16 protein-coding genes are annotated in these 14,378 nt (G+C 73.0%); 12 read left to right on the forward strand and 4 right to left on the reverse strand.

What is annotated here, in order from left to right; all coding sequences use genetic code 11:
• The 10 genes from ACYU8V_RS00010 to ACYU8V_RS00055 all read left to right on the forward strand — a co-directional run.
• Window positions 1–1,070, forward strand: a 1,070-nt coding sequence (locus ACYU8V_RS00010) for a class I SAM-dependent methyltransferase (protein WP_460844213.1), incomplete at its 5' end; no start/stop codon positions are given.
• Window positions 1,063–1,980 carry an SDR family NAD(P)-dependent oxidoreductase gene (locus tag ACYU8V_RS00015; protein WP_460844215.1) on the forward strand — a complete coding sequence of 306 codons (918 nt, stop codon included), beginning with the start codon at window positions 1,063–1,065 and terminating at the stop codon, window positions 1,978–1,980. The genes ACYU8V_RS00010 and ACYU8V_RS00015, both read left to right, overlap by 8 nt.
• A 42-nt stretch (window positions 1,981–2,022) precedes the next feature.
• Window positions 2,023–2,940 carry a GNAT family N-acetyltransferase gene (locus tag ACYU8V_RS00020; protein ID WP_460844217.1) on the forward strand — a complete coding sequence of 306 codons (918 nt, stop codon included), beginning with the start codon at window positions 2,023–2,025 and terminating at the stop codon, window positions 2,938–2,940.
• Window positions 2,941–3,040: 100 nt separating this feature from the next.
• Window positions 3,041–3,172 carry a hypothetical protein gene (locus tag ACYU8V_RS00025; RefSeq protein ID WP_460844219.1) on the forward strand — a complete coding sequence of 44 codons (132 nt, stop codon included), beginning with the start codon at window positions 3,041–3,043 and terminating at the stop codon, window positions 3,170–3,172.
• 85 nt (window positions 3,173–3,257) lie between these two features.
• Complete coding sequence (locus tag ACYU8V_RS00030) at window positions 3,258–4,730, forward strand: cation:proton antiporter domain-containing protein (RefSeq protein WP_460844222.1); 1,473 nt, start codon at window positions 3,258–3,260, stop codon at window positions 4,728–4,730.
• Window positions 4,731–4,769: 39 nt separating this feature from the next.
• Window positions 4,770–5,174 carry a phage holin family protein gene (locus tag ACYU8V_RS00035; RefSeq protein ID WP_460844224.1) on the forward strand — a complete coding sequence of 135 codons (405 nt, stop codon included), beginning with the start codon at window positions 4,770–4,772 and terminating at the stop codon, window positions 5,172–5,174.
• A 40-nt stretch (window positions 5,175–5,214) separates the two neighbouring features.
• Entirely contained in the window at window positions 5,215–6,072 is an 858-nt protein-coding gene (locus ACYU8V_RS00040; protein ID WP_460844227.1) for a fructosamine kinase family protein, read from the forward strand.
• A 52-nt stretch (window positions 6,073–6,124) separates the two neighbouring features.
• Window positions 6,125–6,829: a response regulator transcription factor gene (locus ACYU8V_RS00045; RefSeq protein ID WP_460844230.1), complete on the forward strand. Its 705-nt coding sequence runs from the start codon at window positions 6,125–6,127 to the stop codon at window positions 6,827–6,829.
• Complete coding sequence (locus tag ACYU8V_RS00050; protein ID WP_460844232.1) at window positions 6,826–8,220, forward strand: sensor histidine kinase; 1,395 nt, start codon at window positions 6,826–6,828, stop codon at window positions 8,218–8,220. Before ACYU8V_RS00045 ends, ACYU8V_RS00050 begins: the two co-directional genes overlap by 4 nt.
• Complete coding sequence (locus ACYU8V_RS00055) at window positions 8,213–8,791, forward strand: hypothetical protein (protein WP_460844235.1); 579 nt, start codon at window positions 8,213–8,215, stop codon at window positions 8,789–8,791. The genes ACYU8V_RS00050 and ACYU8V_RS00055 overlap by 8 nt, the downstream gene beginning before the upstream one ends.
• Here the strand turns inward: ACYU8V_RS00055 and ACYU8V_RS00060 are convergent.
• From ACYU8V_RS00060 to ACYU8V_RS00070, 3 genes are read right to left on the reverse strand one after another with little or no spacing between them, the layout of a single operon-like run.
• On the reverse strand, window positions 8,778–9,968 hold the full coding sequence (locus ACYU8V_RS00060) for an anthranilate synthase component I family protein (RefSeq protein WP_460844237.1): 1,191 nt from the start codon (window positions 9,966–9,968) through the stop codon (window positions 8,778–8,780). The two genes, ACYU8V_RS00055 and ACYU8V_RS00060, sit on opposite strands and share 14 nt — an antisense overlap.
• 11 nt (window positions 9,969–9,979) lie before the next feature.
• Entirely contained in the window at window positions 9,980–10,531 is a 552-nt protein-coding gene (locus tag ACYU8V_RS00065) for an anthranilate synthase component II (RefSeq protein WP_460844239.1), read from the reverse strand.
• Window positions 10,532–10,541: 10 nt separating this feature from the next.
• Window positions 10,542–12,473, reverse strand: coding sequence for an anthranilate synthase family protein (locus ACYU8V_RS00070; RefSeq protein ID WP_460844241.1), 1,932 nt, complete (start codon window positions 12,471–12,473; stop codon window positions 10,542–10,544).
• Window positions 12,474–12,522: 49 nt separating this feature from the next.
• On the opposite strand from ACYU8V_RS00070, the gene ACYU8V_RS00075 reads away from it, so the two are divergent.
• Entirely contained in the window at window positions 12,523–13,197 is a 675-nt protein-coding gene (locus ACYU8V_RS00075; protein ID WP_460844244.1) for a GNAT family N-acetyltransferase, read from the forward strand.
• Here ACYU8V_RS00075 and ACYU8V_RS00080 read toward each other — a convergent pair.
• Entirely contained in the window at window positions 13,165–13,734 is a 570-nt protein-coding gene (locus tag ACYU8V_RS00080; protein WP_460844247.1) for an RNA polymerase sigma factor, read from the reverse strand. The two genes, ACYU8V_RS00075 and ACYU8V_RS00080, sit on opposite strands and share 33 nt — an antisense overlap.
• 177 nt (window positions 13,735–13,911) lie before the next feature.
• Here ACYU8V_RS00080 and ACYU8V_RS00085 point away from each other — a divergent pair, with 177 nt between their 5' ends.
• Window positions 13,912–14,298, forward strand: a complete 387-nt coding sequence (locus ACYU8V_RS00085; protein ID WP_460844249.1) for a hypothetical protein — start codon at window positions 13,912–13,914, stop codon at window positions 14,296–14,298.
• The last annotated feature ends 80 nt before the right edge of the window (window positions 14,299–14,378 follow it).

Raw genomic sequence — 14,378 nt, forward strand, 5'->3', positions numbered from 1 at the left:
CGGCCGATCCCGGCGCCGAGATCGAGGCCCGCCGGGCGGCGTACCCGGAGGTCGAGGGGGGCGTGGACCGGTTGCTCGAGGAGCGCCGCGAGGACTGCCCGATCTGCGGCGGGACGTCCCTCGAGCGGCATACCGAGGTGCCCGACCTGCTGCAGGGCAAGCCCGGCCGGTTCGCCGTCGACCGCTGCCGGCGCTGCCACACCCTGTTCCAGAACCCGCGGCTGACCCTGGGCGGGCTCGACTTCTACTACCGCGACTTCTACGACGGCCTGTCCGGCGAGTGGATGGCCGAGGTGTTCAGCGGCAGCCGGGAGTCCTACCAGGGACGGGTCGACCTGATCGGCGCCCACACCACCCCGCAGCGGCTCCTCGACGTCGGCACCGGGCAGGGCCACTTCTGCCTGGTCGCCCGCGAGACGTGGCCGGAGACGGTCCTCGACGGCCTGGACTTCACCCCGAACGTCGACCTGGCCGAGCGCCGCGGCCGCATCGACCACGCATTCAACGGGCTCTTCCCCGAGCTGGCGCCCAAGCTCGAGGACACGTACGACGTCGTCACCATGCACCACTACCTCGAGCACACCCGCGACCCCGCCGCCGAGCTGGCCGCCGCGGCCCTCGTGGTGACGCCGGGCGGCTACCTGGAGATCGAGGTGCCCAACCCCGACACGTGGCTGGGGCGCAGGCTCGGCGGCCACTGGCTGCCGCTGCTGCAGCCGCAGCACCAGCAGCTGATCCCGCTCGGCCGGCTGCGCACGATGCTGCGCGAGCACGGCTTCTCGCCGGTCGCTGCCCAGCTCGCCGAGGCCCACCAGCCCGTCGACCTGGGTGGGGCGGCGTACCTGCTGCTGAACCGGTGGGCGCCCGCCGGCGACGTGCCGTGGGCCGACCCGCCGGGACGGTTGCGCCGGATGGCGCGGCCGGTGGTCGTCGCCGCGCTGTTCCCGATGGTGCTGGCCGGCTTCCTGCTCGACCGGCTGCTGGCGCCGGTGCTGGCGCACGGCGGCGCGGCCAGCGCGTACCGGGTGATCGCCCGCCGCGACGACGTCGACGGGGGCGGCGATGCATGACCTGGAGGGCGGCGTCGCCGTCGTCACCGGCGCCGGGTCGGGCATCGGCAGGGCCCTGGCCTGCCGGTTCGCCCGGGAGGGCATGTCCGTGGTGCTCGCCGACGTCGACCAGGTCGCCCTCGCCGGAGTGGCCGCCGTCATCGGCGCGGACCACGGCAAGGACCGGGTGCTCGTGGTCCCCACCGACGTGAGCGACCCGTACGCCGTCGAGGACCTCGCCGCCACCACCGTCGACCACTTCGGCGGTGTCCACCTGCTGTGCAACAACGCCGGCGTGGGCAGCGGCGGCAAGGCGTGGGAGGTCACGCCGGCCCGCTGGCGCTGGGTGGTCGACGTCAACCTGATGGGCGTCGCGTACGGGATCAGCGCGTTCGTGCCCCACCTGCTCGCGCAGGACCGCGGCCACGTGGTCAACACCGCGTCGGCGGCCGGGCTGCTCAGCGGGGCCGGGATGGCGCCGTACTTCGCCACCAAGCACGCCGTGGTGGCGATGTCGGAGTCGCTGCACCTGGACCTGCGCAACGCGCGCTCCTCGGTGGGCGTCTCGGTGCTCTGCCCGGAGTGGGTGCGCGGGACCCGCATCCACGACGCCGAGCGCAACCTCCCCGACCCCGAGGCCGACCGCTCCGGAGCGCCCCTGGTCGACGGCATGCTGCGCTCGCTGGTCAACAGCGGCACCGACCCCGACGAGCTGGCCGGCGAGGTCGCCGACGCGGTCCGCAACGACCGGTTCTGGGTGCTCACCCACCGCGAGTCCACCCTCGCCGCCGCCCGCCTGCGCTGGGCCGCGATCGAGGCGGACCTGGCCCCGCCCACCTGGGACTTCGGCGTGCGGTCCCGTCCGCGCGACACCGACGAAGCAGGGACGGAGGTACGCCGGGGCCGCCGCCGGATCGAGAGCCGCAGCTGAATCCGCTTGCCCCCGGGGCGCGCTCGCTGATCCGATGGGCCGGTGACCGCGCTCGTGCTGCCGACCCTGGACCTCTACGACAGCTGGGCGGCGTGCGTGGCCGACTACGCCCCCGGCGAACTGCACGGCTCGGGCAACTGGAACCTGCCGGCGGCGCTGGAGCACGACACCGACCGCGACACCTGCGCGGCGCTGGTGGCGCTGCTGCGCCGGCAGGGGCGCGAGTGGGATCCCACGAAGGTGCCCAGCGACTACTGGTGGATCACCGACGGCGACGAGGTGATCGGGTTCCTCGCGATCCGGCACCGGCTCAACGACCATCTGCTCGCCGAGGGCGGCCACATCGGCTACTCGATCCGGGCGTCACGCCGGCGGCAGGGGCACGCGACGCGCGCGCTCGGGCTGGCGCTGCAACGCGCGGCCGAGCTCGGGATCGAACGGGCGCTGGTCACCTGCGACGACGACAACCTGGCCTCCGCGGGGACCATCGAGGCGCAGGGCGGGGTGCTGGAGGACGTCCGCGACGGCAAGCGCCGCTACTGGATCACGACGACGGCAGCGGACCGGACGGAGGTCGAGCGCCTCGTCGCCTGCTTCTTCGACGCCTTCCGCACCGGCCCCGACCTCGATGAGCGCATGGACGCGCTGCGGGCCGCGATGCTGCCCGGCGCGATCATCGTCCGGACCTGCGGCGAGGAGCCGACGACGTACGACGTCGAGGGGTTCCTCGCCCCGCGCCGCGACCTGCTCACCCAGGGCCGCCTGACCGACTTCAGCGAGCACGCGACCGGCGGCCGCACCGAGGTCTTCGGCGACATCGCGCAGTGGTTCGGCGGCTACGCCAAGAGCGGCGTCCTCGACGGCGCGCCCTACGCGGGCCGCGGCATGAAGTCGGTCCAGCTCGCCCGGACCGCCGACGGCTGGCGGATCAGCGCGGTCGCCTGGGACGACGAGCGATGACAGCGCCCGCGGGACGCCGGACCGCTCAGGAGGGCCGGGCGACGGCCGATCGGAGGGTGTGCACCCCGCCACACCCATCCCCAAGGAGAAGGTCCGGCGGTTGATCCTGCTCATCGCGATCACCTTGGCGGTGCTGAGCGTCGTGACCGTGGGCCCGGCCCGCGCCCGCCTCCAGCCGCACCCCCAGCCTCCCGCCCAGCACCCCGCCCCGCGGGTCGTCCAGCAGCGCTGAGCCGGTACGGCGATAGGCTCGGCCCCGGTGCGCCGGGAAGTCTGGTCGGCAACGACTTCGCCGACCCACGACCCCCGGGAGCCCCATGCACGACGCCATCGACTTCGGCTGGCTGATGACGGTGATCGCCGCCGTCGGCCTCGGCGCCGTCCTCGCCACCCGGGTGGCGACGCGGCTGAGCGTGCCGGCCCCGTTGCTGGTCCTGGCCGGGTCCGCGATCGCCCTGGCCGCGGTTCCGCAGGTGCACACGCCCTCGGAGCGGACGGTCGAGCGCCTGGTGTCCGCGGCGCTGATCCTCATCCTGTTCGACGGCGGCATGGGGATCGGCTGGCACCGCTTCCGTGCGGCCGCCGTGCCGATCGGCGTGGTGGGGGTCCTCGGCACCTTCCTCACCACCGCCGCCCTGGCGAGCTTCGTGCACTTCGGGATCGGCGTGGACTGGTTCCCGTCGGTCCTCGTCGCGACCGCGGTGGCGCCGACCGATCCGGCGGTGGTCTTCTCGGTGCTCGGCCAGCGTGAGATCTCCGGCCGCAGCGGCACCATCCTCGAAGGCGAGTCCGGCGCCAACGACCCGGTCGGGATCGCGCTGATGGCGAGCCTGGTGGCGGCCGGCGCCCTCTCGCTCCCGGTCGCGGGCAGGGTCGCGGGCGAGTTCACCCTCCAGCTCGCGGTCGGTGCCGGCGTCGGCCTGCTCGGCGGCCGGCTGCTGCGGTGGTCGATGCGGCACGTGCCGCTGCCCGGGGAGGGCCTCTACCCGCTGCGCACGCTCGCGGGCGTCTTCGCGCTCTTCGGCATCGCGTCGGTCGCGCACGGCTCGGGGTTCCTGGCGGTGTTCGTGGCCGGCATCCTGATCGGCGACGCGCGGGCGCCGTACAAGCGCGAGGTCGAGAACTTCCACTCCGGGCTCGCCAGTCTCGCCGAGGTCGTCGTGTTCGTCATCCTCGGCCTGACCGTGAAGCTCGGCGACCTGGTGAAGCCCGACGTGTGGGTGCCCGGGCTGCTGGTGGGCGCGGTGCTGGCGTTCGTCGTACGACCTGCGGTGGTGTGGCCGATGCTGGCCCGGTCGGGGCTGAACCCCCGGGAGAAGCAGTTCGTGCTCTTCGCCGGCCTCAAGGGCGCGGTGCCGATCCTGCTGGGCAACTTCCTGCTGGTCTCCGGCGTCGACGACGCGGAGCGGCTCTACGGCATCGTCGTTGTGGTCGTGCTGTTCTCGGTGCTCGTCCAGGCCGGGCTGGTGCCGTTCGTGGCCCGCTGGCTGCGCATCCCCATGCGGGAGGTCGAGCCCGAGCCGTGGAGCCTGGGCGTCCGGCTGCGCGACGAGCCGAACGGCGTTCTGCGCCTGACCGTGGCGGCCGGGGCCGCGGCCGACGGGAGCACGATCGAGGAGCTCGACGCGCTCCCGGAGGGCTCGTGGGTCAGCTTCGTGGTCCGGGCCGGGCACCTGGTCCCCGTGGGCGGGACCACCGCGCTGCAGGCCGGCGACGAGGCGCTCATCCTCGGGCACCCGGAGGATGCGGGCGTCCTGCGGCGGCTGTTCGAGCAACCGGCTGCTGGGTAGCCCACGCGGGTGCCGCAGCGTTTTCGCTAAGGTCTTCGTATGGCCATCGAACCGCTCCAGGACGAGCCCACCATCGGGCGTCTGATCAAGGACGCGCAGACCGACCTCTCCCTGCTGATCCGCAAGGAGATCGAGCTCGCCAAGTCCGAGCTCAAGGTGAGCGTCAACGCCAGCATCGTCGGCAGCGGGCTGATCGGCGCGGCGCTGTTCCTGCTGCTGCTCGGGGTCATCATGCTCTCGGTGGCGATCGCCTACTTCATCAACTGGAACGGCCACGGCCTCGCGCTGCACTGGGCCTTCCTCATCGTGTTCGGCGGCTACACGCTGATCGCCGCGATCCTGGTGTTGGTCGCGATCCGTATCTTCAAGAAGAAGGTCAAGGCGCCGGAGCGGGCGATCGAGCAGGGCCGCGAGATCCCGAAGGCGCTCAAGGGCAAGGCCTGACGGGGGCCCATCCACACGGCACACGAGGGGGTGAACGCGGGTGGCACGCCAACCTGTGGTCGCCCAGCGTGCCGAGCAGCTGCTCGGCTCGGCGGTCGTCGCGACCGCGCCCGTCGCGGGCGGTGACATCTCGACGGCGGTGAAGCTGCGACTGTCCAGCGGCCGCTCCGCGCTGCTCAAGACGCTGCACCCCGCGCCACCGCGGTTCTTCGAGCGCGAGGCGGCCGGGCTGACCTGGCTCGCCGAGGTCGCCGACGGCGTGGCCACGCCGGAGGTGCTCGCGGTCGACGCCGACTGCCTGATCCTGGAGTGGATCGAGCCGCACCGGCCGTCCGCGGACGCCGCCGCGGGCTTCGGCCGGGCCCTGGCCCGCACCCATGCCGCCGGGGCCGACGCCTTCGGCGGCACCGCCGACGGGTGGATCGGCAAGCTGCCGATGGCCAACCGCCCGCTCCCGACCTGGGCGGAGTTCTGGGCGGAGCGGCGGATCGCGCCGTACCTCAAGATCGCCCAGGACCGCGGCCAGATCACCGCCGAGGACGCCGCCACCGTCGAGCGCGCCGCCGCCCGGACGGCCGAGATCGTGCCCGCCGAGCCGCCCGCCCGCCTGCACGGCGACCTGTGGAACGGCAACGTGCTGTGGACGACCGACCACGTCGTGGTCATCGACCCGGCGGCGTACGCCGGACACCGCGAGGTCGACCTCGCCATGCTGTCCCTCTTCGGGCTGCCGCAGCTGCCGCAGATGCTCTCGGCGTACCAGGAGATCACCCCGCTCGCCGACGGCTGGGAGGACCGCGTCGCGTTCCACCAGCTGTTCCCGCTGCTGGTCCACGCCTGCCTGTTCGGGGGTCAGTACGGCGCCCGCGCGGCCCGGCTGGCCGGGCGCTACCTCTGACGGCTGCGAGCGCTCTCAGCGCGTCTTCAGCCGGATCGGACACAATGGGACCGTGGTCACCCCCGTCCCGTCCTCCAAGGTGCTCGTCGTCGACGACGACCGCGCCGTGCGCGAGTCGCTGCGCCGGTCCCTGGAGTTCAACGGGTACGACGTGCACCTGGCCGGCGACGGCGCCGAGGCGCTGGCCGGCATCGGGGCGATCGCGCCCGACGTCGTGGTGATGGACGTGATGATGCCCCGGCTGGACGGGCTGGAGACCACGCGCGCGCTGCGGGCGGCGGGCAACGACGTACCCATCCTCGTGCTCACGGCGCGCGACGCGGTCGGCGAGCGGGTCGAGGGCCTGGACGCCGGCGCCGACGACTACCTGACCAAGCCGTTCGCGCTGCAGGAGCTGCTGGCCCGGCTGCGGGCGCTGCTGCGCCGGGTCACGCCGAGCACCGACGACGGCGAGGAGGTGCTGACCTTCGGCGACCTCGCCATGAACGTCACGACCCGCGACGTCACCCGCGCCGGCCGGCCGATCGAGCTCACCCGGACCGAGTTCACGCTGCTGGAGATGTTCCTGCGCCGGCCGCGGCGCGTGCTGGACCGCAACTTCATCCTCGAGGAGGTGTGGGGCTATGACTTCCCCACGACCGCCAACTCCCTCGAGGTGTACGTCGGCTACCTGCGCCGCAAGACCGAGGCCGAGGGCGAGTCGCGGCTGATCCACACCGTCCGCGGCATCGGCTACGTGCTCAAGGCGGGCGATTGATCGGCCCCGGGACCTTCCCGGCCGGGCGGTGGCACTACCGCCGTTCGCTCGCGAGCCGGGTCATCGTGCTCACCACGATGGCGGTGGCGCTGGCGGTCGCCCTCGTGGCGGCGGGCGCCTACCTGACGGCGCGGGTGCAGATGCAGGACGACCTGGACCGCTCGCTGATCCAGCGCGCCCACTACGCCGCCAACCTCGACGCGCTGCTCAGCACCCAGGGCGCGAGCCTGTCGCCGTGGGAGATCGGCGCGGCCGACGTACGCATCGCGCTGGTGGACTCCGACGGCACCGAGGCGATCCTCGACAACGGCAGCACCATCCCGCTCAGCCCGGCCGAGCTCGCGGTGGCCGCCGGCACCCGCCGGCAGGAGGTGCGCACCGTCCTCATCGCCGACGAGCGCTACCGGATGGTCACCGTGCCGACCGACACCGCGGGCGTCGCGGTGATCCTGGCCCAGCCGCTCGCGACCCAGGACCACGTGCTGTCCCGACTGGGGTGGGTGACGCTGGCGTTCGGCCTGATCGGTGTGGTGGGCGCTGCGTTCGCGGGCTGGCTGGTCGCCACGAACGGCCTGCGGCCCGTCCGGCGCTTGACAGCCTCAGTGGAGCGCGTCGCGCGGACCGAGGACTTCACCCCGCTCGAGGTCGAGGGCGACGACGAGGTCGCCCGCCTCGCGACGGCCTTCAACCACCTGCTCACCTCGCTGGACGCCTCCAGCACCCGGCAGCGCCAGCTGGTCGCCGACGCGAGCCACGAGCTGCGCACCCCGCTCACCGCGCTGCGCACCAACATCGACCTGCTCACGATGGTCGCGGCCGACCCCGCCGCGCTGCCCGCGCAGGCGCGCGACGAGCTGATGGACGACGTACGGGCCCAGATCGAGGAGCTCACCACGCTCATCGGCGACCTCACCGAGCTCGCGCGCGAGGAGCCGGTGACCGTGCAGGTGGAGCCGGTGGACCTCACCGACGTCGTGGACCACGCCGTCCAGCGCGTACGCCGCCGCGCCCCCGGCATCACCTTCGAGGTGTTCACCCGGCCGTGGTGGGTCGAGGGCGAAGCCGCCGAGCTGGAGCGCGCGGTCACCAACCTGCTCGACAACGCGGCGAAGTGGAGCCCCGAGGGCGGCCAGGTGACGGTGCGGCTCAGCGACGGCGTGCTCACCGTCGACGACCAGGGCACCGGCATCGCCGAGGCCGACCGGACCCGCGTCTTCGACCGGTTCTGGCGCTCCCCCGACGCCCGCACCATGCCCGGCTCCGGGCTCGGCCTGTCGATCGTGCGGCAGGTCGCCGAACGCCATGGCGGCAACGTCGTCGCCACCGACAACTCCACCGGAGGCGCCCGCCTGGTCCTCCGCCTACCCGGACGGGAAAACATCGATGCCTAAGCCTGGATCCGCCCTCGCCCTGCTGCCCCTCGCGGTCCTGCTCGCCGCCTGCGGCAGCGGCGGATCGGCCAAGCCGGCCTTCTCCTCGCAGAGCCCGGCGCTGTGGAACCCCTGCGACGCCCTGGACTCCGCGCTGATCCACCGCTCCTTCGGCGTGCAGACCAAGGAGGACGACGGCTCGCCGACCCAGCCGAACTGCGCGTTCACGCCGGTGGACCGCAAGTCCGACAAGTTCGCGCTGAGCGCGAACTACCAGCTCACGCCGATCGACCTGCAGGCCTACTTCAAGGCGATGAACCTCAGCAAGAAGGCCGACGTACGCCGCCCGCAGGTCCCGCTCGCCGACGACGCCCGGATGGTCGTGCACTACACGACCAAGCTGATGACCATCACCGGGTTCGTGAAGAACGGCGACCTGTTCCAGATCGTCAACGTGGTCGACCCGGCGCCGTACGCCGTGCAGCGCGACGTGGCCGGCACCGAGGCCGTGCTGACCGCGCTGTCCAAGCACGCCGACGAGACCGGGGCCGGCGCGAGTGCCAGCCCGACCGCCACCGTCACGGTGAACTGAGGGCCGCCAGGACCCGCTCGGCCTTCCAGCGGGTCTCGGCCCACTCCTCGGCCGCGTCGCTCGCGACGGTGATGCCGCCGCCGGTGCCGAGCCGGTAGGTGCCGTCCCCGCCGGTGGTCAGGCTGCGGATGACCACGCCGAGGTCGGCCCGCCCGTCGGCGTCGATCCAGCCGAAGGCTCCGGCGTACGTGCCGCGCGGGGTGGCCTCGACGCTGTCGATGATCTGCATGGTCCGCAGCTTCGGGGCGCCCGTCATCGAGCCGGCCGGGAACAGGTTGCGCAGGGCGTGGACCGTGCTCACGTCACCCCGCAGCCGGCCCCGGACCGTGGAGACGAGCTGGTGCACCGCGGCGTACGACTCCACCTGCATGAGGCCGGGCACGCTCACGCTGCCCACCTCGCAGACCGTCGCGAGGTCGTTGCGGAGCAGGTCGACGATCATCAGGTTCTCGGCGCGGAACTTGGGATCGGTCGCCAGGTGGTGGCGCGCCGCCTCGTCCTCCTCCGGCGTGCTGCCGCGCGGCGTGGTGCCCTTGATCGGCTTGGTCTCGATGGTGCGCGTCTCGTCGATGAGCGCGTAGCGCTCGGGGCTGGAGCTGAGCAGCCAGGCGCGGGCGCCGGGGAGGTCGTGCTGCAGGAATCCCGCGTACGGCGCCGGGTTCAGCTCCCGCAGCCGCCGGTACGCCGTCGCGGGGTCGAGCTCGCTGGACACCTCGATGCGGTGGGTCAGGTTGACCTCGTAGGAGTTGCCCGCGTGGAGCTGCTCCTGGACCCGGGCGAACGCCTCCCGATACCGCGAGTTCGGTCTTGTGGTCTGCCGAATCCCGTCTTGTGGTCGACCGAAACCCGTGATTCGGTCGACCACAAGGCCGAACTCGCGGCGGAGGGTGCGGGAGGGGCGCATCCACACCGCGTCGGGCTGGTGGGGGTCGGGGGCGGCGGGGAGGTCGGGGCGGGCGGCGTACCCGAAGTAGCCGTACCAGCGGGCGTCGGCCGGCCCGTCGGCCAGCTCGCGCTCCAGTACGACGAACGGGTCGTCGCCCACGACCTCGGCCCGCCCGCCCGCGTGCCGGGTGACCTCGCCCGTCGCTGCGGAGAAGGTGAGCGAGACGTCGTCGGGCTCCAGCCACGCCAGCGTGTCCCCGATCCAGGCGCACCGCGGGGAGGAGGCCGTCACCTCCTCGAACCTCATCGGGACCCCAGGAAGCTGCGGACCATCGCGGCGCCGTGCTCGCTGAGGATCGACTCGGGGTGGAACTGGACGCCCTCGATCGGCAGGGTGCGGTGGCGCACCCCCATCACCACCGGGTCCAGCCCGTCCGGCCCGTCGGCCCAGGCCGTCGCGACCAGCTCGTCGGGCAGGGCGACGGCGGCCAGCGAGTGGTAGCGGACGGCGGCCAGGTCCTGCGGCAGGCCGGTGAACACGCCGCGGCCGTCGTGCCGGACGTGGGCGACCTGGCCGTGGGCCGGCGCGACGCGATCCACCACGCCGGCGTACCGCGTCACGATGCCCTGCAGGCCCAGGCAGACGCCGAGCACCGGCAGCCCGAGGTCGAGCAGGGACCAGTCGTACTCGTCGGGATGGCCGGGGCCGGGCGACAGCACCAGGTGCGAGTACGCCGCCAGGTCGGCCGCGGCCACCTCGTCGGACTCCACGACCGTCGGCAGCACGCCGGTCACGCCGGCGACCAGGTGGACCAGGTTCCAGGTGTACGAGTCGTGGTGGTCCACCACCACCACGTCGACACGGTCAGGTCGGGGAGCCATCCAGCAGCACCCCGACGACCAGGTCGTGCACGATGTCGAAGCCGCGCTCGGTCAGGATCGACTCGGCGTGGAACTGCACGCCGCGATAGTGCGGCCCGCTCAGCGCGTTGACGTCGCCGGTGTCGGGGTCGGCGTCGACCGAGACGCCGTCCGGCAGCACCGTCGTCGCACCCGGGCGACCCACGAACGTGTTGTAGAACCCGACCCGCTCCAGGCGCCCGGCGAGCTCGACCTCGGCCTGGGTGCCCTGGAAGACGATGTCCTTGTAGGCCAGCGGGATGCCGAGGGAGTGGCACAGCGCCTGGTGTCCGAGACAGACGGCCAGGAACGGCTTCTGCTCGGCGAGGAGGTCCTTCACCGCGGCGCGCAGCTGGCCCATCTTCGGGTCGGCGTCGTCGCGCGGGTCGCCGGGGCCGGGGCCGACGATCACCAGGTCGGCCCCGTCGAAGGCCCCGGTCGCGTAGTCCTCGTGCCGTACGACGGTGGAGCTGATGCCCATGCGCATCAGCATGTGCCGCAGCATGTTCACGAAGTCGTCCTCGCCGTCGAGGATGATCGCCCGCTTGCCGATCAGCCGCGGGTCGACCGGCGAGCCGGCCTGGTCGGCGAGCCAGAAGCCGGACAGCCGCCGGTTGCGCGCGTTGAGGGCGATCAGGACGTCCTCGTCGGCCACCAGGGTGGCGATGTCGACGTCGGGGGCCGGCGCGCGGTCGACCAGGCCGAAGGCGGAGAGGATGCCGCCGGCCTTGGCATGGGTCTCGGCGACCTCGTAGTCCGGGTCGGAGTCGCGGACCAGTGTGGCGCCCGCGGTGACCTTGAGCCTGCCGTCGGTCGACACGTCCGCGGTCCGGATCACGATCGGGCTGTCCAGCACCTGCTGGCCCTCCTCGTCGCGGCCGAACAGCGCCAGCGCCGAGGCGTAGTAGCCGCGCCCCTCGGGCTCGTAGGCCTTGATCAGCCGGCAGGCGTTCTCCACGGGCGACCCGGTCACCGTGGCGGCGTACATGGTGTCGCGGAGGACCTCGCGGACGTCCTTGGACGTGCGGCCGGCGAGGAGGTACTCGGTGTGGATCAGGTGCGTCATCGGCTTGAGGAACGGGCCGAGCACCTGGCCGCCCTCGGTGCAGATGTCGCACATCATCTTGAGCTCCTCGTCGACGACCATGAAGAGCTCGTAGATCTCCTTCTCGTCCTTGAGGAAGTCGCGCATCCGCGCCTCGATGCCGCGCGTCTCGCCGGCGGGCGGGCGGAGGTGGAAGGTGCCGGAGATCGGGTTCATCCGCACGTCGCCGCCGTGGACGGACACGTGCCGCTCCGGCGATGCGCCGATGAGGAAGCGGTCGCCGGTGAAGAAGACGTAGGTCCAGTACGAGCCGCGCTCGTGCTCCAGCAGCCGCCGGAACACCGTCAGCGCCTTCGCCGCGCTCCAGTCGGCGACCTCGGCCCGGTAGGTGCGACCGACGACGAGGTTCGCGCCCTCCCCCTGGCCGATCTCCTGCTCGATGATGGTGCGGACGATCTCGGCGTACGCCGCGTCGTCGGTGTCGAAGCCGCCGCGATCGGTGAACTCCACCCCGTCGTCGTCGATCGCGCCGATGACCTCGGCCACCGAGAACTCGTGCTCCTCGACGATGTCGACGACCACCAGCGGGGTGCCGTCGTCGTGTGCCTCGAAGCCGCGCTCCCGCACCTGCCGGAAAGGTACGGCGACCAGGCGGTCGGCCTGGTGCCCCGGCTGCGGGATCCCCGACTCCAGCGGGATGTCCATGATCGAGGCGACCTCGCTGCGCCGGCCGCCGATCACGCCCACCGTGGGCATGTCCCCGGCCCTCGTGGAGCGCCGGATGATGGCCCACGCCTCGTGCCCCTGGATCGCGGCGATGGCGTCCCGGGCGTCGAGGTGTGTGTCCGTCATGGGCGGAAGCCTATTCTCGGCCGTGGCCAGCAAGGACCCAGGAGGGCCGATGGACGAGATCACGACCGAGCCGCTCGCGCCGGAGCAGCAGGCGACGGCGACCGCGCTGCTCGCCGACGCGTTCTTCCGCGACCCGGTGATGGCGTGGCTGCTGCCGGCCGAGCAGCGCCGCAAGGAGGCGCTCGAGAGGTTCTTCGCCCTCGAGACCGAGCACGTGCTGGGGCACCCCGACAGCCTGCTCGCGTCCCGCCGTGGCACGGCGCGCGGCGTGCTGCTGGTGCTCCCGCCGGGACGCTGGAAGACCTCGTTCCTCAGCCAGGCGCGGCATGGGGCGGCGTACGCCTCGATCTTCCGGTTCCGGCTGGGCCGGGCCAACGCGCTGCAGAGCCGGCTGCAGCGGCTGCACCCGCGCGAGCCGCACTACTACGTCCCGATGATCGGCGTCGCCACCACCGCGCAGGGCACCGGTGTCGGCAGCGCGCTGCTGGAGCAGCTGTGCGCGCGCTGCGACGCGGAGGGGCTGCCGGCGTACCTCGAGGCCACCAGCCCGGAGAGCGCGCGCCTCTACAGCCGGCACGGCTTCGTCACCAAGCGCACCCTGACCTCCTTCGACCGGAAGCGGCGCTCGACCATGCCGCCGATCGAGCTGATGGCCCGGAAACCCGGTGCCACCGGGGATTCAGGCGGGGACTCAGGCGGCGCAGCGGCAGCCGCGGAGGGCTGAGGAGCGGCGCAGCTGCTCGAGCGCGCGGGCCCGGGTGGGGCCGATGCTGCCGACCGGGATGCCCAGGCGGGCGCTGAGGTCGCCGTACGACAGTGACGGCTCGGCGACCATGAGCAGCATCAGGTCGCGGGCGACCGGGGGCAGCTCGGCGAGCGCGGCACGCAGCAGCCGGCGCTCCTCGGCCGCGATCGCGCCGGCCTCGGCCTCGTCGTCGACGGCCGCGTCGAGGTGCCGCTCGTCGGCGGGGTCGACCGAGCGCAGTCGGAGCCCACGACCGATCAGCCGGACGCACTCGTGCGCGGTGGTGGTGCGGATCCAGCCGGGCAGGGCGGCCGGCTCGCGGAGGTCGCCGAGGTGCTCGAACAGGTGCAGCCAGACGTTCTGGCTGACGTCGTCGCGGTCCGAGGCGGTGAGCCGGTGAGCGCCCACGACCGCCTCGACCAACGGGCGGAACCGCTCGACGAGCGCGTCCCACGCGGAGCCGTCGCCGGCCCGTGCGGCCGGGACCAACATCGCCAGGCTGACTGCTGCGTCCATGGTCTGCACCTCCTTCTCGCATGCTCCCGCCGCGGTCGGTCCGGGGCCAGCGCTCGTGACCGACGAGACAGGTCGACGGGGCGTCACGTGGATCACGTATCTGCGCACCGGGCTGACGGGTCCTCCTTGCAGATCGCGACACCCGTCGCTCCCGAGCTCCCCGAAGGACTGATCATCATGACCTGGAACGAGACCCACGAACGCACCCGCATCCTGCGCCACGTCGCCGCTGTGGCCGCCGCCGACATGTCCGGCGCCGTGCCGTGGCGCGAGGAGTGGAGCCAGTACTTCGCCGGCCCCGCCGGCCTCGTCTGCGCCCTGCGCGGCCGGGTCGAGGCGCTGTACGCCGCCCAGGTGGACGACCACTCCCCCGAGGACTTCGAGGACACCCAGCACCGGATCCGCGAGACCCAGGCCGGTGTCATCGCGATCCTGCGGGCGGCCTCGGCCGCGGCCGCGCTGCGCACGATCCCGGCGCCCGCGGCACCGGAGCGGATCGTCGAGAACCTGCACTTCTGGCAGGGCCGCGGCGGCGCGGTGCTGCCGAGCGTGTCCTGGCGCTGAGCTCCCCGGCGCCGGCCAGACAGGCAGCGACCGTGCGGTCTGTGGGGGACGCGCGGTCGCTGCCGCCCCCAGCCCCCGGC

Source organism: Nocardioides ultimimeridianus (genome assembly GCF_054777895.1).